We start from the raw sequence: 22,083 nt of genomic DNA, 5'->3' as shown, positions 1-22,083 counted from the left end.
TGGCTTATTTCGGCGGCTCACGGCCGGATTGCTCGGCCACCACGTATTCGGCATACCAATCCGGCCAATTTTCATCATGCGTGCCGGTCCGCTTCTCGTGCTCGCCATGCGCGGCGGCGGCGCGACGAAGTGCTGCGGCAAGCTCAGCCGGCGAGGAGAACGCCGTGTCGTCGGAGTCCACGCGCCCGGGCAATCGCGCGGTGATCTCCTGCAGGAGCCAGGTGTTTCCGTCGGGGTCGCTCAAAGAGGCGAACGAGACATAACTGCGCCCCGCCGGATCGCGTCCGCTCAGAGGCGGCTGCCCCGGTCCGGCGCGGTGGAATACATCGCTCACCTGGGCGCCACGTGCGATGAGTTCGGCGTGGGCTGCTTCGATGTCGGATACGATCAGGTAGATATTCTGTGCTGCGCCGGGTGTTGCGGACGTTAGCCCCTTGCCGAAATGGACCGAGGCTGGTGAACCGGGAGGCGTGAACTGCACCACGCGAAACGCGTCGCCGACGGCGAAATCTGCGTCGAGCCGCCAGCCAAGGCTGCCGTAGAAAGACTTTGAACGATCGACATCCGATACGGGTATGACGACGGCCTCAAGCTTGAAGTTCACCTTCTTTGCATCCGGGTGCCTGGACGCGGCTCCCCTCTGCTCCTGGATTGTGCTCATGCCTAACTCCTCTATGGTGCGAAGTATTCTCTCATGGCGTTCTGCCCCGCCGGCCGGTTTGCGTTCGTCACTGCAAGAACGATTCGACGTGTATCTTCGCCGTCGCCAAATTTACAGTGGCGAGCCCCCAAATCTGCCTCGTGTTGACCCAATCATACTTCGGAGCTGCGGTGGTAAGACGCACGTTGGCAACGAGGTCCATCATCGGTTCATTCGCTCGCGGCGTCGCAACGCCCTCAATACGCATGGCGATGCGATGGCCGTCTTCAGTTTCAATTGTGGCTCTGCCGTCGAGATCAGTGCGTCCATCGGCACGCAGCTGGAGGTATTCGACGCCACTACGTACTTTGCCCGTGATCCGACCTTTGATGTCTCCCTCGAAAGCCACATCAATTCGTGCTCCCTGCAGGGGCACCCTTTCTTTGCCGCTTAGGAGTGCATCCAGCGTCACGCCGTAGTCGGTCACTCCGGTGATATTGAAGTCGCACTCGTAAATCTTTTCGCCTCGCATTTTCTGAACCTCGGCCATCATTCTCTCCTTTGGTGGTCGTTGTGCCGGATGGTGGCACTTCGCTCTCACTGCGAAAAGTGGAGGCGACACTCGACATTGCCAACTGACGGATGCGGAAGGAGCCCTACCAAACCACGGAGGGTCTATAGGTTCGACGTCCCCGGGCTCTTGCCCTCGAGCGAAGAAGCCCCGCAAGCCCAAGGGCTTATTACTTGTGTTCTTTAGCGACGACTTCCGAAATCCGCGGTTACGTGGCACAATCGGAACCTATCCTTCCGAATTTTGGAAGAGGATGCGATGGATCGCCTGGACGCCATGTCAACCTTTCTTGCGGTCGTCGAGGCTGGCAGCCTGTCGGCTGCGGCGCGTCAGATGAAGACGCCCCTTACAACAGTTAGCCGCAAGATCTCCGAACTTGAATCTCATCTGCGGGTCAAGCTGTTCAACCGGTCAAGTCGCCAACTCGTCCTCACCGACGCTGGCAGCTCCTATCTGCTTGCAAGCGCATTCTTGCGGATGTTACGGAATCCGAGCGCATGGCCTCTGGAGAGTTTACCGCGCCAACCGGCGAATTGACGGTTACGGCTCCGGAGAGTCTTGGGCGCACTCACCTCATCCCGATCCTTGCCGACTTCCTCAAGACCTTTCCTGACATCAGGACGAACTTGATTCTTACAGATCGTGTGCAGAGCCTGTTTCAAGAGCAGGTCGACATCGGCCTGCGCATTGGCGCGTTACCGGATAGCAGTCTGATAGCGGTGCCTGTGGGAACAACGCGAAGCGTAGTTTGCGCCAATCCCACCTATCTGGCGACGCGCGGAACGCCCCGCAAGCCGGAAGATCTGGCCGGTCATGACTGCATAAGCTATCCGGCCATCATGGCGCTCGATGTTTGGACATTTGCGGTAGGCAAGACGACGGTTGCGATACCTATGCGTCCACGGCTCGTTGTCAGCAACGCCGAGGCCGCGTGTGAAGCGGCGTGCGCGGGCGTGGGAATTACGATCGCTCTCTCGTATCATTTCCATTCCGGACTAAAGTGCGGATCGTTAACAACTCTACTGGATGAGTTTCGTCCGCCCACGATGCCGGTCAACTTCGTCTATACGGCCGATAAATTTCTTCCGATCAAAGTGCGAGCTTTCCTCGATTTCGCAGCCCCGCGGCTAAAACGAGTTCTGGCAGAGTTTAATAGTTAGGCCGCACGACCCTGCTCGACCGTTTCGCGAGATCTCGAAAGACTGTTTCGAGCCTCGATCGCCTCGATCGAGCGGTCAAACGCGCTTTCTAAAACATGCCTGCCAACCGTGCCTAGTACGGCACCTAGCACCCAGCCTTTGAAATTCTTTCCATCGCGAACGACAGTCACGTCGATTTCGGTCATGCCGTCAGGACGCCGAGTGAAGCTGTAGGTGTGACCTGACGCGCCTCCCCAAACATTGGAATCTGTCGTCGAGAGGATTACCCGATTGGGATGAGACCAATCGTAGTGCAAGCGTTCCCAGATGCCACCTGACCCCTCCGTGACGTCGGCCTCCGAAATACCCTTGTGATGCACCTTCAGGTACTCGTCCGCGCTGTTACCAAAAAGCTCCGAACGACGACCCGGCCCGAAGTCGGTGAGCCCAGCAATATACTGTTCAGGTGTTGACGTGGTCGTTCGGTGGATATGGATCGTAGACATGCTCAGCTCCCAATCTTCAGAATACGCGGACCAATCAAACTTCAGTCGACGGTGGAGCTCGCGTTGCGGACAATTACGCGATCGCGTTGCCGGCTGATTTCAAGCCCGGTCTTCCGGCTTGTCGTCGACAGGACCACGTGCTGGCCAGGTGCAAGAACTGACACAACACGGATTGGCGTTCCCGCCTCGCCTTGGGCCAGGGTTGTGACGACATGAAAACCGTCGCCCTCGATCGTGTAGTAAGTGACGCCCGATACGTCGCCGAGATCAATGCTCTTGGCTTGGATCGGACGCAGGCTTTCGGCATGGGCTGTACCAAGGGTAGCTGTGAGGAATGCAATCGTGAAAAGAGCGCTTCGGATCGACATGGTGACCTCCTTTGGATTCGTTCGAAGTGGATAGATGGTGGTGTGCGCTTTGGTGCTGTGTTTTAGGGGCGGGTATCGCCACGACGAGCATCTACGGTTGATGCCCCGTCGCTTCGCCCACCGATGACATCAGACGGGAAAACGCTGTCATAGATCGCCCGGGCTTCTTGAATCAGGCGGAGCCGTTCGCGTTCGGCCTTTGGAACGAACCGGATAACCTCACCCATATTCGCCTCCATCTGTAAGCTGTCGCGCTCGGGCGGCGCCGTTGGGTGAAAGTGGAGCGAAAACTGTCGGTGCAACAGACGGGAAAACTGAGAAGTCTCCTTCCGAAACGCGGAAGGCTTCGAGCGATTTCGTCAGGGTGCGGGGCCGAAACGGCGCCGTTCGCAATCGCTTTCAAGCGGGCGGCGTTGCCGCTATACTCGCCAAATGTCACCAAGAAGCAGGCATAGGGTTGCAGCCATCCAAGGAGCCGTCCACCATGCATGCAATTCGCAAACTGCGTGAGTCGGGCCACGCCACTGTTGCTGACTACGAAAAGCTTCTCGCTCCAAATGTTGTTTTTCACAGTCCCGTGTTGATACGAACTGCAGAAGGTCGTGCGGTAGTTGCGAAGATTTTCGCGACGTCGACCACGCTACGGGAGGGTGCCTATACGGGTGAATGGAAGCTAGACGACCGAAGAACCCTACTGAGATGGAAGGGAAAAATTCAGGGCCACGAGCTGGAAAGCTTCGATCTTATCGAAGAAAACGACGAGGGATTCATCGTCGATCGCACACTAGCTTTTCGTCCAATGCCCGCAGCGAGGCTTTTTCGGGATGCCATGCGGGCTGCCATGGGAAGCTCTATCCCGGACGATTTCTGGGAATATTCAGATTAGAACAGCGGTGGATCGGCGATATCGTTCCGCGGCGATGTCGTTCGATTGGGAGGCCATTCGCACGGGGAACTGGTGAAGATTTTGCGGAAGTAGCCGTCGCACGACGGCACGACCTGCAACGACTAAGAGTCGTCTTCGTCGGATTCCTCGTCCCGATATTCACCGCCGATGGTCAGGCCCTCGATGGTCGTGGCGCCTTTCGGCTTGATCACCCGGCGAGGCGGGACTGAACTCTCGCTTCGCAATGCCTCCATCAGTTGTTCCGAATGGGTGACAATCCAGATGTCGGCGCGGCGTGACGCCTTGGCGACCAGCCGGGCCAATGGCGCCAGCAGCGACGGATGCAGGCTGGTCTCCGGTTCGTTCAGCGCGATGAAGGGCGGCAGCCGATAGCCCATGAACACCGCGAGCAGGCAGATGTATTTCAGCGTCCCATCGGACAGTTCATGAGCCCTAAACGGCCGCGGCATATCCGCCAGCTGCAAATCAAATTCACACCAACCATTTTCTTCCCATGCGCGGAGCTCAGCGCCCGGGAATGCATCCTGGATCGCGTCCTGCAAGTCGGTGGCATCTTCCCGAATGGAATAAAGCGTCGCCAGGGCGGCAGCCAAATCGGTTCCGTCGGCACTGAGCGAGGGCGTCGTAATCGCCAGACACGGCTTTCGTATCGGCGACGCCGGATCGGTGCGAAAGTCATGATAGAATCGCCAGCCCAGCATCGCGTTTCTGATCAGGTCGATTTCAGGGCATTCCTTGCCATCGGAAAAACCCGCAAGCGCCGTCTCTGACGGCAGCACCGCATCCTTGTGGCCGGTCCAGGCGCCGCTCTCGCCGCGGACGCTGACGAGCGAATTCGTTCGTGCCATCAGCTGAACCTTACGTTTGCCCTGTGTCGTCTCGATACTTTCAGCCTTGATCATCGGCTCGCCGGAAAATGCCGCCTCAACCGGGCCGGGAAATCCGAGCTCAATGGAATATCTGAGATTATCGAATTTGGCCGACAAACGCAGTCGGCCATCTTCTCCTCGCTTGCGAAGGCCGGACCAACAGACGGAATTTAATCCGCCCTCCTCGGCGATCGTGCGCGTGATTCGACCTGCCGCCGCGTCGCGCAACAGCGACAAGGACTTGTAGAGATTGGATTTGCCGACACCATTCTCACCCACAAACACGGACAAGGGGTGGATGGGTATCGAGAGCTGCCGAATGGAGCGATAGTTGGAAATCGCAACGTCGGTCGGACGCATCGCACGCTCTCAATCGGCGGGTTGGCTGTGCATTCGCGCTGCGGTGCGAATACATGCTATTTCAATTCAGAGATGTAGTCTGGATTGACCACCCCGAGAAAGCAAGCCGCCCGAACCGGCGGTCGGTGGCCTGCCCTCGCCGGCGCGGGAGAATGTGCTGAGCAGTCTGGGCCGGAGACGGCTGCTCCACACTCGACTGTCATCATCCGCGAAGGCGGATGATCCAGTATTCCACAGGCGTCTGTTGGATACGGAAATGCGGCGGCGTACTGGATGCCCGCCCCCGTGCGCAAGTGCGCACTAGGCGGGCATGACAGTGTGCCCTATGGCTTCACCGGCGCTGGCGGCCCATACGCCTCGCTTTCCTTCTCTGCCTTCTGCCGATCCCCGCCCAGCACGCGCTGCACTGAGACGAAGAACACCGGCACCATCAGCAGCGCCAGGATCACCACCGCGATCATGCCGCCCATCACCACGGTGCCGAGCGATTGCTGGCTGGCGCCGCCGGCGCCGTGAGCGATCGCCATCGGCAGCACGCCGCAGATAAAGGCGAGACCGGTCATCAGGATCGGGCGAAAACGGAGACGGCAGGCCTCGATGGTGGCCTCCACCAGCGGCTTGCCTTCCTTCCGCAGGTCCTTGGCGAACTCGATGATGAGGATCGCGTCCTTGGCCGCGAGCCCGATGATGGTGATGAGGCCGACGGTGAAATAGACGTCGTTGGGCAGACCGCGCAGCATGGCCGCAACCACGGCACCGACGATGCCGAGCGGCACGGTGAGCAGCACCGCGAGCGGAATGGTCCAGCTCTCGTAGAGTGCGGCCAGACACAGGAACACCACGAACACGGAGAGCGCGAGCAGGAACGGCGCCTGCGAGCCCGACAGCTTTTCCTGAAGCGACTGTCCGGTCCATTCATAGCCGAAGCCACGCGGCAGTTTTCCGGCGAGCCGCTCCATCTCGGCGATCGCGTCGCCCGAGGTGAAGCCGGGCTTCGCCTCGCCCGAGATGCGCACGGCGGGATAGTAGTTGAAGCCGGCGATCTGGGTCGGACCGCGCGACCATTCGACCGTCGCGAAGGACGAGAACGGCACAAGCTGGCCGTGGGAGTTCTTGACGTTGTAGTTGAGGATGTCCTCGGTCCTCATGCGGTCGCGGCTGTCGGCCTGCACAACGACGCGCTGCATGCGGCCGCGGTTCGGGAAGTCGTTGATGTAGTTCGAGCCGAGGTTGGTCGAGATGGTGTTGTTGATATCCTCGAAGGTGACGCCGAAGGCGCCCGCCTTCTCGCGGTCGATCACGAGATTGACGACGCCGGCCTCGGGCAGGCCCTCGACATAGACCTTTTGCAGCACCGGGCTCGCATTGGCGTCCGCGATCAACTGGTCGGCGGCGCGCATCAGGGCCGGATAGCCCTTCTGGCCGCGATCCTGGAGACGGAACGAGAAGCCGGACGAGTTGCCAAGATTGTCGATCGGCGGCGGCTGCAGCGCCGAGATCTTGGCGTCGCGGATCGACGACGACAGATCGCGGTTGGTGTCGTTGACGATCGCGGCAGCGGACTCCGTCGGTCCACGCTCGGACCAGTCCTTCAGCGTGATGAAGGCCTGCGCGGTGTTCATGCCCTGGCCGGAGAAGCTGAAGCCGGTGAGGAAGGTGACGTCTTTCACGCCTGGTCGCTCGGCGAGATATTTCTCGACCTTCTCGATCACGGCCTCGGTTCGGCCGTAGGACGAATCCGACGGCGTCTGCACGTCCGTAGTCACAAAACCCTGGTCGTCGACGGGCAGGAAGCCGCCCGGCAGATTGACGAAGGCCCAGGACAGGCCGGCGAGCAGCGCGACATAAACCAGCATCAAGCGGCCGGTGCGCTTCAGCGAGAAGACGACGGTGCGGGAATAGCCCTCCTTGCCGCCTTCGAGCATGCGATTGAACCAGCCGAACACGCCCTTCTTCGCATGGCCGTGACCTGCCGCGACGGGCTTGAGCAGCGTCGCGCACAGCGCCGGCGTCAGCGACAGCGCAAGGAAGGCGGAGAAGCCGATCGCCGCGACCATGGTCACCGAGAACTGGCGGTAGATGATGCCGACCGAGCCCGGGAAGAACGCCATCGGCACGAACACGGCCATCAGCACCAGCGTGATGCCGATGATGGCGCCAGATATCTGCGACATCGCTTTCCGCGTCGCTTCCTTCGGCGGCAGGCCCTCCTCGCTCATGATGCGCTCGACATTCTCGACCACGACGATGGCGTCGTCGACGAGGATGCCGACCGCGAGCACCATGCCGAACATCGAGAGCATGTTGATGGAGTAGCCGGCGAGCAGCAGCGTGGTACAGGCGCCGAGCAGCGCCACCGGCACCACGATGGTCGGAATGATGGTGTAGCGGATGTTCTGCAGGAACAGGAACATCACCACGAACACCAGCACCACGGCTTCGACCAGCGTCGTCAGCACCTTCTTGATCGAGGCCTCGACCACGGGCGTGATATTGTAGGGGATCTCATAGGAGATGTTGGCCGGGAAGAAGCGCGACAGCTCCTTCATCTTCTCCTCGACCGCGCTTGCGGTCGCCAGCGCATTTCCGGTCGGCGACATCAGCACGGAGAGACCGGCCGTCGGCTTGCCGTTCAGGCGGGTGTTGAACTGGTAGCTGAGGCCGCCGACCTCGACCCGCGCGACATCGCGCAGCCGCACGGTCGAGCCGTCGGCATTGGCACGCAGGATGATGGCGCCGAACTCGTCCGGCGACGACAACTGGCCCTTGACCAGCACCAGCGCAGAGGTGCGCTGGCTGTCGGTCGACGGCTCCGCGCCGATGCTGCCCGAGGCGACCTGCGCGTTCTGCGCCGATATCGCCTTGTTGACGTCATCGGCGGTCAGCCCATAGCCGACCAGCTTTGCCGGATCGACCCAGACGCGAAGGCTGCGCTCGGTCGAATACAGCGTGGCGCGGCCGACGCCGGGAATGCGGCGGATTTCGCCGAGCACGTTGCGGATCATGAAGTCGCCCAGCCCAACCTCGTCGAGGCTGCCGTCGGTCGAATTCAACGTGATGATCTGCAGCACCGCGCTGGATGCTTCCTCGATCAAAATGCCCTGCTGCATGACCGCGCGCGGCAGCCGTGCCTCGATGCGCTTGATGCGGTTCTGCACCTCGACGGACGCAGCGCTGGTATCGGTGCCCGGCTGGAAATTGGCGATGATCTCGACCTGGCCGAGCGAATCGCTGGTCGATTCGAAATTAAGAATGCCGGAGGCGCCGTTGAGCTCCTCCTCGATCAGCCGGGTGACGCTGTTGTAGAGGTTTTCGGGCGACGCACCGGGATAGCTGGTCGAGACCGAGATCGAGGGCGGCGCGATGATCGGATATTGCGCGATCGGCAGCAGCGGGACCGAGATCGCGCCGATCAGACAGATGAACAGCGCGACGACCCAGGCGAAGATCGGCCTGTCGATGAAGAAGCTGGCCATGGTGCGTTACCGCGTGACCTTGAGGGCGTGCCGGTTGTCCGCGCTCGCCTCGGCCTCGGACCAGGATTGCGGATTGACCTTGTCGCCGGCTGCAAACTTCTGGAAGCCTTCGACCACCACCTTGTCGCCGGCCTTGAGGCCCTCGGTGACGAACCAGATTCCGTCCTGCACCGAGCCGGTGCGGATCTGCTGCACGGCGATGCGGTTGTCGTCCTTGACGACGAACACCTCGCTGCCACCGCCGCCATTACGCTGGACCGCCTGCTGCGGCACCGCGATCGCGTCGGAGTCCAGGCCCTGGTCGAGGCGGACGCGGACATACATGCCCGGCAGCAGCTCGCGCCTGGGATTGCGGAACTCGCCACGCAGCGTCACCTGGCCGGTATGGGCATCGACCTTGGCGTCCGAGAACAGAAGCTTGCCGTCGAGCGCATAGATGGTGTTGTCGTCGAGCACGAGGCGCACCTTGACGGCATCGGCCTCGATGCGATCGAGATCGCCGCTCTCGAAAGCGCGACGCAGCTGGTTGAGCTCGGTCACCGACTGGGTGAAGTCGGCATAGATCGGATCGAGCTGCTGCACGGTGGCAAGATTGGTCTCGTTCTGCACGACGAGCGCGCCTTCGCTGACCAGCGCCGCACCGACCACACCGTCGATCGGCGCGCGCACGGTGGCGTAGTCGAGATTGAGTTTTGCCCGCGCGAGATCGGCCTTGCGGCCCTCGACCTCGGCCTGGGCCTGGCGCTCGGCGGCGATGGTCTTCTCGTTCTCGGCTTCCGGCGCGGCGCGCTGGCTGGTGAGCGTCGCGATGCGGCGCGCCTGCTGCTGCGCCTGCATCAACGCGGCCTCGGCCTTGGCGACCGCCGCGTCGTTGGCCATCACCTCGACCTCGAACGGGCGCGGATCGATGCGGTACAGCGCATCGCCCGCCTTCACTTCGCTGCCCTGGCGGAACAGGCGCTCGACCACGATGCCGGACACGCGCGGCCGCACCTCGGAGACGCGCGTCGGCGAAATGCGGCCGGGCAGCTCGCGCACCACGGCGCGGGCCTGCTGCTTGACGACGACGACGCTGACATCGGGGTCGATGGGTTGGGCAGCGGAGACGGCGGAAGAGGATTCGTCGCAAGCGCCTAGCAGCGGCGCAAAGGCCGCGAGCATCATTGCAACGCATGCCGATCGCGCTCGAAGTCCTGACATGAAGTGGGGTGCCCCAAAATTGTTGAAACTGATCACGCTTCTCGCGCAGCGCCCGTCCCGGGCAATTTCTGCGCGCCTGATGCGATCAAGATAGAATGGACTTGCTGCGGCGCAACGCATGCGGCGGGCGGCTCAATGTCACATGAGCTATCGCGCTGACTTCAGGCTTATTTTTGGGACTCACCGGATTGTGAGTCGGGTTCCGTCGTCGCGCGCTGCGACAGAACATCGCAAGGGACTGGGGCTACAATGAATTCCGTCAGCTTCATAAGATGGGTTGAGCTCTTGCGAAACCCATCGCCCTGACGGGCAGACGCAGCGTCTGCTCGTGGTTGTCAGCTCGATGTCACTGCGCGGACGGAGTTTGATGGGGTTCGCTTCCGCCTTCGAGCTACGGCGGACAAGTCGCTCTACCTACGAACTACTGGGCTTGATCGCAGGCCTGCAGGATCCGAACAAAATCAGCCATGCTGGATCGATCTCGGTTGTCAGCCATGGCCGCAACCTGAGTATTGGACGCGGGCTGGCTTCCCTGCCAGAGCCGCATGAGGAGATCGGCGATGTTTCCGGCGATGTTTCTCATGGCGTACTCGCTGCACCACCTGTGACAGTAAGCATCAGTTGAGCGGAAAAGCGCCGCTGGATCGGAAGAAAGGCCGGTGGGCGCTACGCCGCCGGCCTTGTCCCGCAACTGCCGGCTCGGAGGGCCGGTTCCGTTGCTTTTCTCACTCTGGATGTATCGGTACCACCAACACTTGGTCGCTGCCATCGCGCGCAGGTATGAAGTGACCATACTTAGGTAGGCTTTCTTAGGTAGGCTTTGGACTACGGCGCCCGCCGGTGAAGAAAGCTGCTCGAAGAAAGCCGCGGGCATTTCGTAGTGCTGGACGTTTGGGGCGTCCGGATATTCGGCGATTGGCCGCAACATCACCTGCCCTCCAAAAACAGCATCATCCATTACGTGACCGCCGCGCGACCCCGCGCTGGCGATGATGCCGTCGCGGGGCCTGCAGAACGGTAGCGACCTTATCGCTTGGCTGGCGGACCGCTCTTGTTGCCCGGCAATCCCTTGACGTTCGCCGGATCCTGCTCCTGCACCGATTGATTTTGAGACGCCGAGCCAACCGTGCCAGTACCAGCCGGCGGCCCGTTCTTGTTGCCGGGAGCACCCGCAATTCCTGCGTCTGAGTTCTGCGCACTCGGCGCGGTTGCCGCGCTGCCGGACTCGGCGCGAGGAGGGCTACCCGGGATTTGAGCCGCGGACCCGGGCTTCTCCTGTTCCGAGACGTAACCCGATGCACCGGAGTTCTGAGTCTTGATGCCTTTGTCGGCCTCATTCTGGAGATTGTGCGATGGCGAGGCCTGCTGCGCCATCGCCGGTGCCGTGAAGCCGGCCACCAGAGCAATTGCCGCGAGTGCGAGATGTCGCATGGTGTTTCCTCCTCAGGGTCTTACGCCGATAACCGCCGAGGAGCTCGACGTTTCCGATCACCGCCGGAATTGTTTGCAAGCAGGGACCGCTGCTTCGTCCCGTCGCACGATTGATCCGTAGGCGCCCTAATCTGCGGCTCTCATGCGATAGTGGCTGACGCCCCATTCGGTTCCGTCGGCGTAGCCGAACAGACCGGCGGTGGCGAGGAAGAACCAGCGCCAGCGCCGCATCCACAACGCGGTGTCCCCGCCATAAACGTTCCGCAATGAAACTTCGATCGCGTCGCGACGTGCATCGAAATTGGCGAGCCAGTCAATTGCGGTGCGCTGATAATGCGTGCCGCTCCAGCGCCATTCCTTCTCGATGGCGAAGATATCGTCATACTGCCTGACGAGTTGATGGCTCGGCATCACGCCGCCGGTGAAGAAATGCTGCGCGATCCAGTCCTCGCGATTGGCGCGGTCGAACGCGTAGGAGCCGGCGCGATGGGTGAAGATGTGCATGAAGAAGCGCCCCTCCGGCGCAAGCCACGCGAGCACCCGGGTCATCAGCTTGCGCCAGTTCATCATATGCTCGAACATCTCGACCGAGACGATGCGATCGAACTGGCCCTCCGGCGCGAACACGTTCATGTCGGCGGTGACGACGCGCAAATTGCACAGGCCGCGGCTCTGCGCCATCTCCTCGATATAGGCGCGCTGCGACTGCGAGTTCGACACCGCGGTCACCTTCGCATGCGGAAATTGCCGAGCGATCCACAGCGACAGCGAGCCCCAGCCGCAGCCGAGCTCGAGGACGGTCTGCCCGTCGGCGATCCCCGCATGCTCGACGGCCTGGCGCAGCGCTTCCTCCTCAGCCTCCCGCAAGGTGGTCGCATCGGTCTTGTAGAAGCAGGAGGAGTATTTGCGGTTCGGGCCCAGCACCTGCGCGAAGAAGCTTTGCGGCACTTCGTAATGCTGGCTGTTGGCCGTCTCGGTGTGCTCGGCGATCGGCCTTATCATCATGCGGCCGGCGAAAGCGGCATCGTCGGCTGCGGTGTGCGCGGCGAGGCGCGTTGCGGTGCGCGAGCACAGCCGCTGGATCGCGGCGCGGACCACGAGGTCCGGCAGCGGCACGCGTTCGGCAGTCCCGATGATCGCGGAGACGACGCTCATGCGGCCATTCCCTCTCTGGGTGGCAGGGGAAAGAACATGCTGATTCGGGATTGATAGTTGCAGTAGCGCTCGCCGCGCGATCGCAGCATCTGCGCTTCCAAAGGCGGGATGCCGGTGATGTGGACCAGGATCCGGTACATGAAAACAGGCGCAAGCAGATGGGCCCAGGCCCGCGGATAGACCGCCGAGAGTGCGATGGCCGCCAGTCCCCTAGGAAACGTCGCCATGCCAAGAATCCGACCTAAGTCTGTGGAATACCGAAGTTTTGCAAAATACGTGTATCAAAGCCGGGTTTCAGCTTTGGGTTCCCCGATCCCCTCCCGAAATCCGCACATCCGGCGCTTTTTTTGGGCGAGCGCTGTGCCATAGTGCGGATGCAAGCAAGCTTTCGTAACGGATGATACCGGCCATGCCGTCAGGCGCCTCGCCCCGCTCCTCCCTCGACATCGAGTACACCAAGCTCTCCTCGCCCAGCGTCTTCCTGGTGCGGATGCTGGTCTTCCTGGTGCTCTGCACCCTGGTGGGGGTGGTGCTCTACAAGCAGATCATCCAGGCCTTCTTCGCCAATCCCGGGCTGAACGCCCTGATCGGGGCCGTGCTGTTCATCGGCATCGTGCTGGCCTTCCGCCAGGTGATCCGGCTCTATCCCGAGGTGTCCTGGGTCAACAATTTCCGCATCGCCGATCCCGGCCTGGCGCCGGCCCGGCACCCCAAACTGCTGGCACCGATGGCGATGATCCTGGGCGGCGAGCGCACCGGGCGGATGTCGATCACCCAGACCACCATGCGGCATCTGCTCGATTCGATCGCGACCCGCCTGGACGAGGCCCGCGACATCTCCCGCTACATGACCGGCCTGCTGGTCTTCCTCGGCCTGCTCGGCACCTTCTGGGGCCTGATCGAGACGGTCGGCTCGGTCGGCAAGGTGATCGACGGCCTCAAGGTCGGCGGCGATGCCGGCGCACTGTTCGACACGCTGAAGGAGGGCCTGGCCGCCCCGCTCGGCGGCATGGGCATCTCGTTCTCGAGCTCCCTGTTCGGCCTCGCCGGCTCGCTGATCCTCGGCTTCCTCGACCTGCAATCGAGCCAGGCGCAGAACCGCTTCTACACCGACCTCGAGGACTGGCTCGCCACCACCGTGCGCGAATATGGCAGCGGCGAGGTGGCCGTCGCATCGAGCGGCGGCGGAGTTGCCAGCGGCGAGCTCCAAGCGGCCGTCGAGCGGCTGCGCTCCGTGCTCGAGGAAGGCACCGCCAGCCGCAGCACCACCGCGTCGATGGCGAGCCTTGCCGAAGCGATCCAGGCGCTGGTCTCGCATATGCGCACCGAGCAGCAGATGATTCGCGAATGGGCCGACGGCCAGGGCGAGCAGAACCGCGAGATCCGTCGCCTGCTGGAGCGCATCGCGCGCCAGCCCGAGAAGAGTTAGACGCTCGCGTGCCCCGGACGCGACGCAGCGCTTCTTCAGCGATGCGCTGCAGAGCCGGGGCCCAGCGTTAGGTGAGACATGGGTCCCGGCTCTGCGGAGCAGCGTTGCACGCTGCACCACGTCCGGGACACGGAATGGGAGACCGACGACAATGGCTCTAGCCCGCGGCCGCCGCAGCGATGGCGCCTTCAACTACTGGCCCGGATTCGTCGATGCGCTGTCGACGCTGGTGCTATCGATCGTGTTCCTGCTGTCGGTGTTCCTGGTCGTGCAGTTCTTCCTGTCGCAGGAGGTGACCGGCAAGGACAAGGCGCTGGAGCAGCTCAACGCCAAGATCGCCCAGCTCAACGAGCTGCTATCGCTGGAGAAGCTCGGCAAGCTCTCGCTCGACGACCAGGTCTCGCAGCTGAAGGCGGGCCTCGCCTCGGCCGAGAGCGAGCGCGACCGCATCAAGGGCCTCTATGAGGGGCTCGCCGCCGCCGGCAACGACGCGCAGGGCAAGACCTCCGAGCTCGGCAAGGCGCTCGACTCCGAGAAAGCGGTCTCGGCGCGGGCGCTGGCGCAGATCGAGGTGCTGAACCAGCAGATCAGCGCGCTGCGGCGGCAATTGGCGGCACTCGAAGAGGCGCTCGACGCCAGCGAGAAGCGCGACAAGGAATCGCAGAACCGCATCGCCGATCTGGGGTCTCGTCTGAATGTTGCCTTGGCGCAGCGCGTGCAGGAATTGTCGCGCTACCGCTCGGAATTCTTCGGCCGCTTGCGCGCCATTCTCGGCAACCGTCCTGATATTCGCGTGGTCGGTGACCGCTTCGTGTTCCAGTCGGAAGTGTTCTTTGACACCGGACAGGCAACGCTGCTGCCCGAGGGCCGCGCCGAGCTCGACACCGTGGCGGCCGCGCTGATCGAGCTCGACAAGAAGATCCCGAACGAGATCGCCTGGGTGCTGCGCGTCGACGGCCACACCGACGTGCGGCCGGTGAGCGGTCCGAACTTCAAATCCAACTGGGACCTGTCGGCCGCCCGTTCGATCTCGGTCGTGCAGTACCTGATCTCGCTGGGCGTGCCGGCCCAGCGCCTCGTCGCCGCCGGCTTCGGTGAATTCCAGCCGCTCGACAGCGCCAACACCGAGGACGCCTACAAGCGCAACCGCCGAATCGAGCTGAAGCTGACGGAGCGGTAGTGAGCACGCTCCACCTCCGCCCCTACCTGGCCGCCGACGAAGCGGCGACGATCGAGCTGTGGCGTCGCACCTGGCAGCAGGCCTATCCGCAGATCGATTTTGCCGCGCGGGTGGACTGGTGGCGCGAGCGCTGGCGCAGCGAGCTGGTGCCGAACGCCGCGATCGTGGTTGCCGAACAGGACGGCGTGCTGACCGGCTTCGTCACCATCGATGGTGAAGGCTATCTCGACCAGCTCGTGGTCGATCCTGATCATTGGGGCTCGGACGCGGCACGGCTGCTGGTTGACGAGGCCAAGCGCCTGTCACCATCGGGCGTCACGCTGCTGGTCAACAAGGACAACAGCCGCGCCATCCGCTTCTACGAGCGCAACGGCTTTGCCCATGCCGGCGAGGATGTGAACCCGACGTCGGGACGGCCGGTGCTGAAGATGGCGTGGCGGCCGTGACGGCAAGCAGATGGAGAGGATCGATGCGGCTGAGCGATCTGGCCAAGGGGTCTTCGGTGTTTCTGGCCGTCATCGTCGCCGGCTATGTGTCGACGATCTATGTCGACCAGCGCCTCGCGCCGCCGCCCAAGACGGCGAATGAGACGGCGAGTGAGCCGGCGTCGACGAGCACTCCCGCTCCGACAGACAGCCCGGCTCCGGCCAATGGCGGGTCGGCCTGCATCGGCGAGGGCGGCAGCTGGAAGAACTGGCCGTGGCCGAACGTGCCAATGGGCTCGCCGAAGTGCCCGTGAGCGCAGCCGCCTCAACCGAAACGACGAAAACAACCCCATGCACAGTAGCCGATGATAAGGTAGCGGGTCCTCGCGGGCGCCTAACGCCAGTTCACACTTGGGGCTAATCAGAGCGCTGTCTACTTCCGGTACGCGCCATCATTCTTCGGCCGTAGCCCGCGTCGCGAGCAACAGCGACCGCTTGGGCGCGGCTGTTTGCTCCGAGTTTCCCCAAGACAGCCGAGACATGATTGCGGACAGTCTTTGCCGAGATCTTCAGCCGGACAGAGATATCGGCATTGCTCATACCGTGAGCAAGAAGTTCGACGACATCGCGCTCCCGCGCTGTCAATTCGTCGAATGACTCGGTCGCGCCGTCATGAGAGGTACAGGGAAGGAATTCGTCGAGCTCGTACACGAACTGCTTCCAGGCCGGCTCGGTACCCAACAGAATGTGATTGCGGCTCTCGAGCGGCACAAATCGCGCGTCGGGAACTAGCGCCGCGACCCTGCGACCATCATCAAAGGGCAACACCGCGCTCTGACGGGAATGAAAGACAAGCGTTGGACAGCGCAGGTTCGGCAGCAGGTCCTGCATATCACTCTCCACGAGGGTGCGCAGCAGCGCGACCGCGTTTGCGGCAGAAGTTGTCAAGCGTAGCAGCTCATTGAAAGAGCGAGCCTGCTCCGCAGTCGCGTCTGGAATGTGCAGAGATGTCAGGAAGGTCCCAAATCCGGGAATGTCCTGCGGCCAACCCAACTCGAACGCCTTGAGCTGTACCTGCATATTTTCGACCCGCTCAGGCGGGGCCTTTGCCGTCAATGGCCCCGCCGGCGATGTGCCATACAGCACGAGCCGGCTGACGCGATCAGGATTCTGCACGGCAAAGGGGAGAACGATCCGCGCGCCACCGGACATGGCCAGGAGTGCGAAATTGCGGACTCCAGACGCGTTGACGACGGCTTCAAAATCCTCAACGAGCTTTTCGAAGGTGAACTCGACACCCGAACGATCGGATAGGCCGGTCCCGCGAAAATCGTAGCGGATCAGGGTGTGCCGCTTTGCCAGCGCCGATATCCAAGGCCACCAGACCGGGCTGTCCCAATCGAAATTGAGGTGGTGGACAAAATGCGCGACCCACACCAGCGGAGGTCCGTTGCCGCATATTCCATAGGCGATGCGTGTGCCATCGCGGCTGGCGCAAAAGCGAATCTGCTGCGTTGAAGGCAACACGGGTACCCACGGGGGTGTGCGGCTCTAGCACGATTTGTGGCATCAAGTTACCATATCCACGACTAAACCGTCGAGGGCCACGCGCCAATGCTGCCGGGTCCGTATTCCCTTAGAAGGGTATCAATCGGAGGTCGTGTGCCCCCGCCTGTGGGTTCGAGATATTGGCCCAAGCGACGGCCGCGCGCGACAAGTTCTCTGCCCGCATGCTTTCGGCGGCGCTCGTAGGCGGGCAATGCGCCGCCAATGTCACCTTTGGCAAGCTCATCGGCAAGCGCCCAGGCGTCCTGCGCAGCCTTGGTGACGCTGGTGCCGACATGCGGTCGAGCGACGAAAGCCGCGTCGCCAACGAGTGCGACACGATCGAACGTCATGCAGGTCGTTTCGAGGTCAAAGATTGCAGAAAGAATCGGCTGTTGATTGCCGGCGACCAACTCGGCGAGCTGAGGAGCCAGCAATGTGCGAGCGGTCAGCTTAAGTTCGGCGATGACCTCTTTTCGAATGAGAGGCGGCGGTATCGAATCTCCGTGACAATACCCCGTCGCATCGGTGCACCACTCCCGCAGCGTGGAATCGAAGTCGGCCGGACGAAACCAGACAAACATGCATCTGCGGCCGCCAACCGCATCACGATCTGCGATCGGGATGGAAAACGCGAGTTCCCCGTTCGGCAGGCAGAATACCATGTGCTGGAGTGTAGTGGAGCGCCATTGCGGCGAGATGCTGTTTTCCGCGACGATGCCTCGCCACGCGACATAGCCGGCATAGCGCGGGACGATTTCAGGCATGTACTGCCGGCGCACCGTTGAACGAATACCATCCGCCCCAATCAGCAGATCAGCTTCGACCCGCGCCCCATTTTCGAACAAGGCAACAACACTGCGTTCCTTCTGTTCGCAGCGGATGAGCGTCATTCCCCCATGGTAGGGTCCGGTCGAGAACGTTTCCCTGAGAGACTGGTAGACCCGGTCCCATGCCGTAGTCACTTCTCGCACCGGCAGTTGGCAAATCGACTCACCGCTCCGGGCGAGGCAGACGTGCGAGCGCACCTCCGTCCACATCGACCTGTCGATACGGATTCCAATCTGCCGCATGACCATGAACAAGTCGGCTTGCGCGCCAAGTCCGGCCCCCCGCCCGGCGAGATCTCCACGTGCGCGTTCGAAAATATCGGCATGCCACCCGATGGATCGTAGCAGGTTCGCCGTGAGCAGTCCGCTCAGGGAGCCACCGATGACCAGGGCGCGGGGTTTGCTCATCTCAGGGGCTCTGGCCTGACGCGGTGTCAGTTGATCTTGAGGCCGGTCGTGTCGATCAGCTCCCTCCAGCGGGCGCTTTCGGCCTTGATGAAGGCGGCGGATTCATCCGGATTGCTGCCGACCGGAACCGCTGCGAGATCGGCCAGGCGTCCGGCAACATCGGGAAGCGCCAGGACTTCTCTGATCGCTGCGGAAAGCTTTGCGGCGATAGCATCCGGCGTCTTTGGTGGAGCGACGATCGCAAACCATTCCTCGTGAATAGATCCCGGGACGGCCTCGGAAATACTGGGAACGGCAGGCTCCTGTTGCAGTCGTGCTGGCGTTGTAACAGCGAGAAGCCTGAGCTTGCCCTCCTTGATGTTGCCTGCGACGTTGCCGTAGAGGTCGATCATCATGTCGATATGACCACCGATCAGGTCATTCATCGCCGGCGCCATGCCTTGATAAGGCACATGGACCAGGCGAATGTCGGCGGCCTTCATCAATTGCTCGGTGGCGAGATGCGGCGTGCTACCCGTTCCTGGCGATCCGAATGTGAGTTTGCCGGGATTGGCCTTGGCATAGGCAAGCAACTCTTGGAGATTTGAGGCCGGCACCTTCGGATTGATGACGAGCACCGTCGGAAGTCTGACCATCAGGCTCACCGGCACGAACGCGTCCGGATCAAAGTTCAACTTGCTCCGAAGATGACCGCTGACAACGAGCGGCCCCGGGGGCGAGGCCAAGAGCGTGTATCCGTCGGGATCCGACCTGGCCACGGCTTCGGCACCGAGATTCTGAGCCGCCCCGGGTCGGTTCTCGATGATGACGGCAACGCCCCATTTCGCTGACAGCTTCTCGGCGACAATCCGGGGTATGACATCCAACAACGGCCCCGGCGGCACCGGTACCACGATCTTGATCGTGCGGTGGGGAAAGTCCTCGGCCGCAGCCGATCCACTGACCGTGGCGGCGGTCGTGCAAACGGCCGCGATGAGGCAGATCGCAATTGAAGAACGGGCGAGATGTTTCACTGATTGCCTCCTCCAAGCAGCCTTCAGGCTGCAACCAATGGAGGGATAGTCATGTCAAATTCGAAAGTTGTCATGGGGCCGGTGTCCCGGAGAGCGTTCAAGGTGCGAACCTTGGCGTCCTGAAAATCGGGACTTTGCGCTGATGCGACGAAGCAATCCAGAGTCCCTCCGCGGAAAGATTCTGGATTGCTTCGCTGCGCTCGCAATGACGAGAGAATGAGGCTCCGCCTCACGCCCCCTCGAACTGCAACCTCGCGAGCCTCGCATAGAGCCCGTTCACAGCGACGAGCTCCGCATGGGTGCCCTGCTCGACGATCCTGCCCTGGTCCATCACCAGGATGCGGTCGCAGGACAGCACGGTCGCCAATCGGTGCGCGATCACCAGGGTGGTGCGGTGCTTCATCAGCTCCTCGAGCGCGGTCTGCACCAGCGTCTCGCTTTCGGCGTCGAGGGCGGAGGTGGCTTCATCGAGCAACAGCAGCGGTGCGTCGCGCAGGATGGCGCGCGCGATCGCGATGCGCTGGCGCTGGCCGCCGGAGAGCGTCACGCCGCGCTCGCCGAGCGGGGTGTCGAAACCTTCGGGCAGGCGGCGGATGAACTCGGTGGCATGTGCGAGCTCGGCGGCGCGCTCGACCTCGGCATCGGTCGCATCGGGCCGGCCGAAGCGGATGTTCTCGCGCGCGCTCGCGGCAAACACGTTCGATTCCTGCGGCACCAGCGCGATGTGTGAACGGAAGTCACGCGGATCGGCAGCCTTCACCGGCACGCCGTCGAGCGAGATTGCACCACCCCGCGGGTCGTAGAAGCGCAGCAGCAGATGGAAGATGGTGCTCTTGCCGGCGCCGGACGGGCCGACGATCGCAACCTTCTCGCCGGGCCGCACCGCAAACGACACCGCGTCGAGCACGTTGACGTCGGGCCGTGCCGGATAGGAGAAGCTGACGCGATCGAAGCCGACCTCGCCGCGTCCCGGCACCGGCAGCGCGCGCGGCGACGCCGGCGCCCTGATGTCGGGCTGCACGTGCAAAATCTCGAACAGGCGTTCGGCAGCGCCGGATGCGGCCGACACCTCGCCCCAGACCTCGCTGAGCTGGCCGAGGCCCGCGGCCGCGAAGGCTGCATAGAGCACGAACTGGCCGAGCCGGCCCGGCGTGATTGCCCCTGTGAGCACGTCATGCGAGCCGATCCAGAGGATCCCGACCACGCTTGCGAACACGATGAAGATGACGATGGCGGTGAGAACCGCGCGGGCTTGCGTGGACGTGCGCGCCGCCTCATAGGCCTGCTCGACCTCGCCGCCGAAACGCTTCGCCGCCAGCCCTTCGCTGGTATAGGCCTGCACGGTGCGGATCGCGCCAATCAGCTCGCCCGCATAGGCGGACGCGTCGGCCAGCGTATCCTGCGCATTGCGCGACAGCCGCCGCACCCAGCGCCCGAAGGCGACCAGCGGCAGCACGATCAGGGGAATCGCCAGCAGCACGAAGCCGGACAGACGCGGGCTGGTGATCACCATCATCGCCGCCGCGCCAAAAAACATCATGAGATTGCGCAGCGCGATCGACACGGAGGCGCCGACGGCGGATTTGATTTGCGTGGTGTCGGCTGTAAGTCGCGACACCAGCTCGCCGCTGCGCGCCGAATCGAAGAACGCCGGCGACAGCGAGAGCAGATGCGCAAACACATCGCGCCTGAGATCGGCGACGATGCGCTCGCCGATCGTCATCACGAGGTAGTAGCGGGCCGCGCTCGCGAGCGCGAGCACGGCGACCACCGCGATCATCACCGAGAAGTAGCTGTTGATCAGCGCGATGCCTTCCGGCGTCAGGCCGAAATCGATCATCCGGCGCACCGCGACCGGCACCAGCAGCGTGGTCAGGGCTGCGACCGTCAGCGCGACAAAGGCGAGCGCCGCCCGGCCGCGGTAGCGGGCCACGTAAGGCGCGAGCGCCATCAGCGGCCGCAGCCTGGCGCGGCCCTTCTCGGGCTGCTCGATCAGCTCGACTTCGATCGACGGGGCTTCTGCCGGCCCGGTTTCAAGCCGTTCTACTGCGCTCATGAGATCCGACCAAAAGAGGTAAGTCTGCTCCAGATAGGCCGGGGCGCCGGTCGTGGCAAATCGGGGATGTCCCTTAGGGGACCGCCCGGTTCTGCTGTGCCCACAATGGCTTGTTTTGAGGGGGTCTCTGGGGTATAGACCCGGCAAATCCGTCATTCGATAGCCACTCAAGCAAGGCGCCGGGCGCCCCAGGAATTGCCATGAAAGCCGAGATTCATCCGAATTATCATACGATTAAGGTCGTGATGACCGACGGAACCGAGTACCTGACCCGCTCCACCTGGGGCAAGGAAGGCGACACGCTGAACCTCGACATCGACCCGAAGTCGCACCCGGCCTGGACCGGCGGCAACGCCCAGCTGATGGACCGCGGCGGCCGCGTCTCGCGCTTCCAGAAGAAGTTTTCGGGCTTCCTCAAAAAGGATTGATCCTGGCCGCAAGGCTGGAGACGGAAAACGCCCCCGGAAAGCCGGGGGCGTTTTTGTTTTGGGGGAGATCGTCATTGCGAGGAGCTCTTGCGACGAAGCAATCCAGGCTGCCTCTGCGGAGGCTTCCTGGATTGCTCACATGGGGAA

The 22,083-nt window shown here is 62.6% G+C and carries 21 protein-coding genes and 2 pseudogenes; 7 read left to right on the top strand and 16 right to left on the bottom strand.

Annotated elements, in window-relative coordinates; all coding sequences use genetic code 11:
* Nucleotides 1-4 precede the first annotated feature (4 nt).
* Together FXB38_RS40140 and FXB38_RS40135 are read right to left on the bottom strand one after the other, a co-directional pair.
* Entirely contained in the window at nucleotides 5-661 is a 657-nt protein-coding gene (locus FXB38_RS40140; RefSeq protein WP_148756411.1) for a VOC family protein, read from the bottom strand.
* A gap of 67 nt (nucleotides 662-728) precedes the next feature.
* Complete coding sequence (locus FXB38_RS40135; RefSeq protein WP_148756410.1) at nucleotides 729-1,193, bottom strand: DUF3237 family protein; 465 nt, start codon at nucleotides 1,191-1,193, stop codon at nucleotides 729-731.
* A 276-nt stretch (nucleotides 1,194-1,469) separates the two neighbouring features.
* Here FXB38_RS40135 and FXB38_RS40130 point away from each other — a divergent pair.
* Nucleotides 1,470-2,371 (top strand): annotated as a pseudogene (locus tag FXB38_RS40130) (LysR family transcriptional regulator).
* Here FXB38_RS40130 and FXB38_RS40125 read toward each other — a convergent pair.
* The 3 genes from FXB38_RS40125 to FXB38_RS43350 form a co-directional block, all read right to left on the bottom strand.
* The gene (locus tag FXB38_RS40125) at nucleotides 2,368-2,856 is read right to left on the bottom strand and encodes a hypothetical protein (protein WP_148756409.1); all 489 of its coding nucleotides are present in this window, start codon (nucleotides 2,854-2,856) and stop codon (nucleotides 2,368-2,370) included. The pseudogene FXB38_RS40130 and the gene FXB38_RS40125 overlap by 4 nt on opposite strands.
* Nucleotides 2,857-2,897: 41 nt before the next feature.
* Entirely contained in the window at nucleotides 2,898-3,224 is a 327-nt protein-coding gene (locus FXB38_RS40120) for a hypothetical protein (RefSeq protein WP_148756408.1), read from the bottom strand.
* A gap of 62 nt (nucleotides 3,225-3,286) precedes the next feature.
* Nucleotides 3,287-3,451, bottom strand: a complete 165-nt coding sequence (locus FXB38_RS43350) for a hypothetical protein (RefSeq protein ID WP_187435488.1) — start codon at nucleotides 3,449-3,451, stop codon at nucleotides 3,287-3,289.
* A 257-nt stretch (nucleotides 3,452-3,708) separates the two neighbouring features.
* On the opposite strand from FXB38_RS43350, the gene FXB38_RS40115 reads away from it, so the two are divergent.
* On the top strand, nucleotides 3,709-4,110 hold the full coding sequence (locus FXB38_RS40115; protein WP_148756407.1) for a hypothetical protein: 402 nt from the start codon (nucleotides 3,709-3,711) through the stop codon (nucleotides 4,108-4,110).
* Between the two features lie 122 nt (nucleotides 4,111-4,232).
* Here FXB38_RS40115 and FXB38_RS40110 read toward each other — a convergent pair whose 3' ends face one another.
* From FXB38_RS40110 to FXB38_RS40080, 7 genes and pseudogenes are all read right to left on the bottom strand, one after another.
* Complete coding sequence (locus FXB38_RS40110) at nucleotides 4,233-5,360, bottom strand: AAA family ATPase (protein ID WP_148756406.1); 1,128 nt, start codon at nucleotides 5,358-5,360, stop codon at nucleotides 4,233-4,235.
* A gap of 323 nt (nucleotides 5,361-5,683) precedes the next feature.
* Nucleotides 5,684-8,836, bottom strand: coding sequence for a multidrug efflux RND transporter permease subunit (locus tag FXB38_RS40105; protein ID WP_148756405.1), 3,153 nt, complete (start codon nucleotides 8,834-8,836; stop codon nucleotides 5,684-5,686).
* A 6-nt stretch (nucleotides 8,837-8,842) separates the two neighbouring features.
* A complete protein-coding gene (locus tag FXB38_RS40100) occupies nucleotides 8,843-10,036 on the bottom strand; it encodes an efflux RND transporter periplasmic adaptor subunit (RefSeq protein ID WP_148756404.1) in 1,194 nt (397 codons plus the stop codon).
* Between the two features lie 421 nt (nucleotides 10,037-10,457).
* Nucleotides 10,458-10,994, bottom strand: a complete 537-nt coding sequence (locus FXB38_RS40095; protein ID WP_148756403.1) for a hypothetical protein — start codon at nucleotides 10,992-10,994, stop codon at nucleotides 10,458-10,460.
* A gap of 68 nt (nucleotides 10,995-11,062) precedes the next feature.
* Nucleotides 11,063-11,287, bottom strand: coding sequence for a hypothetical protein (locus tag FXB38_RS44340; RefSeq protein ID WP_246230585.1), 225 nt, complete (start codon nucleotides 11,285-11,287; stop codon nucleotides 11,063-11,065).
* 306 nt (nucleotides 11,288-11,593) lie between these two features.
* The gene (locus tag FXB38_RS40085) at nucleotides 11,594-12,622 is read right to left on the bottom strand and encodes an SAM-dependent methyltransferase (protein ID WP_148756401.1); all 1,029 of its coding nucleotides are present in this window, start codon (nucleotides 12,620-12,622) and stop codon (nucleotides 11,594-11,596) included.
* A pseudogene (locus FXB38_RS40080) lies at nucleotides 12,619-12,819 on the bottom strand (DUF1295 domain-containing protein); the annotation flags it as partial. The gene FXB38_RS40085 and the pseudogene FXB38_RS40080, both read right to left, overlap by 4 nt.
* Before the next feature lie 212 nt (nucleotides 12,820-13,031).
* On the opposite strand from FXB38_RS40080, the gene FXB38_RS40075 reads away from it, so the two are divergent.
* The 4 genes from FXB38_RS40075 (at nucleotide 13,032) to FXB38_RS40060 (ending at nucleotide 15,970) form a co-directional block, all read left to right on the top strand.
* Nucleotides 13,032-14,051 (top strand): flagellar motor protein MotA, encoded by a 1,020-nt coding sequence (locus FXB38_RS40075; protein WP_187435487.1) that lies wholly within the window; start codon nucleotides 13,032-13,034, stop codon nucleotides 14,049-14,051.
* 151 nt (nucleotides 14,052-14,202) lie between these two features.
* Nucleotides 14,203-15,231 carry a peptidoglycan -binding protein gene (locus FXB38_RS40070; protein ID WP_148756398.1) on the top strand — a complete coding sequence of 343 codons (1,029 nt, stop codon included), beginning with the start codon at nucleotides 14,203-14,205 and terminating at the stop codon, nucleotides 15,229-15,231.
* Nucleotides 15,231-15,677, top strand: coding sequence for a GNAT family N-acetyltransferase (locus FXB38_RS40065; RefSeq protein WP_148756397.1), 447 nt, complete (start codon nucleotides 15,231-15,233; stop codon nucleotides 15,675-15,677). Before FXB38_RS40070 ends, FXB38_RS40065 begins: the two co-directional genes overlap by 1 nt.
* Before the next feature lie 23 nt (nucleotides 15,678-15,700).
* A complete protein-coding gene (locus tag FXB38_RS40060) occupies nucleotides 15,701-15,970 on the top strand; it encodes a hypothetical protein (RefSeq protein ID WP_148756396.1) in 270 nt (89 codons plus the stop codon).
* A 103-nt stretch (nucleotides 15,971-16,073) separates the two neighbouring features.
* Here the strand turns inward: FXB38_RS40060 and FXB38_RS40055 are convergent, their stop codons facing one another.
* The 4 genes from FXB38_RS40055 to FXB38_RS40035 all read right to left on the bottom strand — a co-directional run bounded on the left by FXB38_RS40055 (nucleotide 16,074) and on the right by FXB38_RS40035 (nucleotide 21,508).
* Nucleotides 16,074-17,183: an alpha/beta fold hydrolase gene (locus FXB38_RS40055; RefSeq protein ID WP_148756395.1), complete on the bottom strand. Its 1,110-nt coding sequence runs from the start codon at nucleotides 17,181-17,183 to the stop codon at nucleotides 16,074-16,076.
* 62 nt (nucleotides 17,184-17,245) lie between these two features.
* Complete coding sequence (locus FXB38_RS40050) at nucleotides 17,246-18,439, bottom strand: FAD binding domain-containing protein (protein WP_148756394.1); 1,194 nt, start codon at nucleotides 18,437-18,439, stop codon at nucleotides 17,246-17,248.
* A 26-nt stretch (nucleotides 18,440-18,465) separates the two neighbouring features.
* A complete protein-coding gene (locus tag FXB38_RS40045) occupies nucleotides 18,466-19,452 on the bottom strand; it encodes a Bug family tripartite tricarboxylate transporter substrate binding protein (protein ID WP_187435486.1) in 987 nt (328 codons plus the stop codon).
* 229 nt (nucleotides 19,453-19,681) lie between these two features.
* A complete protein-coding gene (locus FXB38_RS40035; RefSeq protein ID WP_148756391.1) occupies nucleotides 19,682-21,508 on the bottom strand; it encodes an ABC transporter ATP-binding protein/permease in 1,827 nt (608 codons plus the stop codon).
* Between the two features lie 200 nt (nucleotides 21,509-21,708).
* Here FXB38_RS40035 and rpmE point away from each other — a divergent pair, with 200 nt between their 5' ends.
* The gene (gene rpmE / locus FXB38_RS40030) at nucleotides 21,709-21,936 is read left to right on the top strand and encodes a 50S ribosomal protein L31 (RefSeq protein WP_007599895.1); all 228 of its coding nucleotides are present in this window, start codon (nucleotides 21,709-21,711) and stop codon (nucleotides 21,934-21,936) included.
* The last annotated feature ends 147 nt before the right edge of the window (nucleotides 21,937-22,083 follow it).

The organism is Bradyrhizobium cytisi (genome assembly GCF_008123515.1).
GTDB classification, from domain to species: domain Bacteria; phylum Pseudomonadota; class Alphaproteobacteria; order Rhizobiales; family Xanthobacteraceae; genus Bradyrhizobium; species Bradyrhizobium cytisi.
The sequence above is the reverse complement of the archived record's forward strand: the minus strand, read 5'-3'. Positions and strand labels throughout refer to the sequence as shown.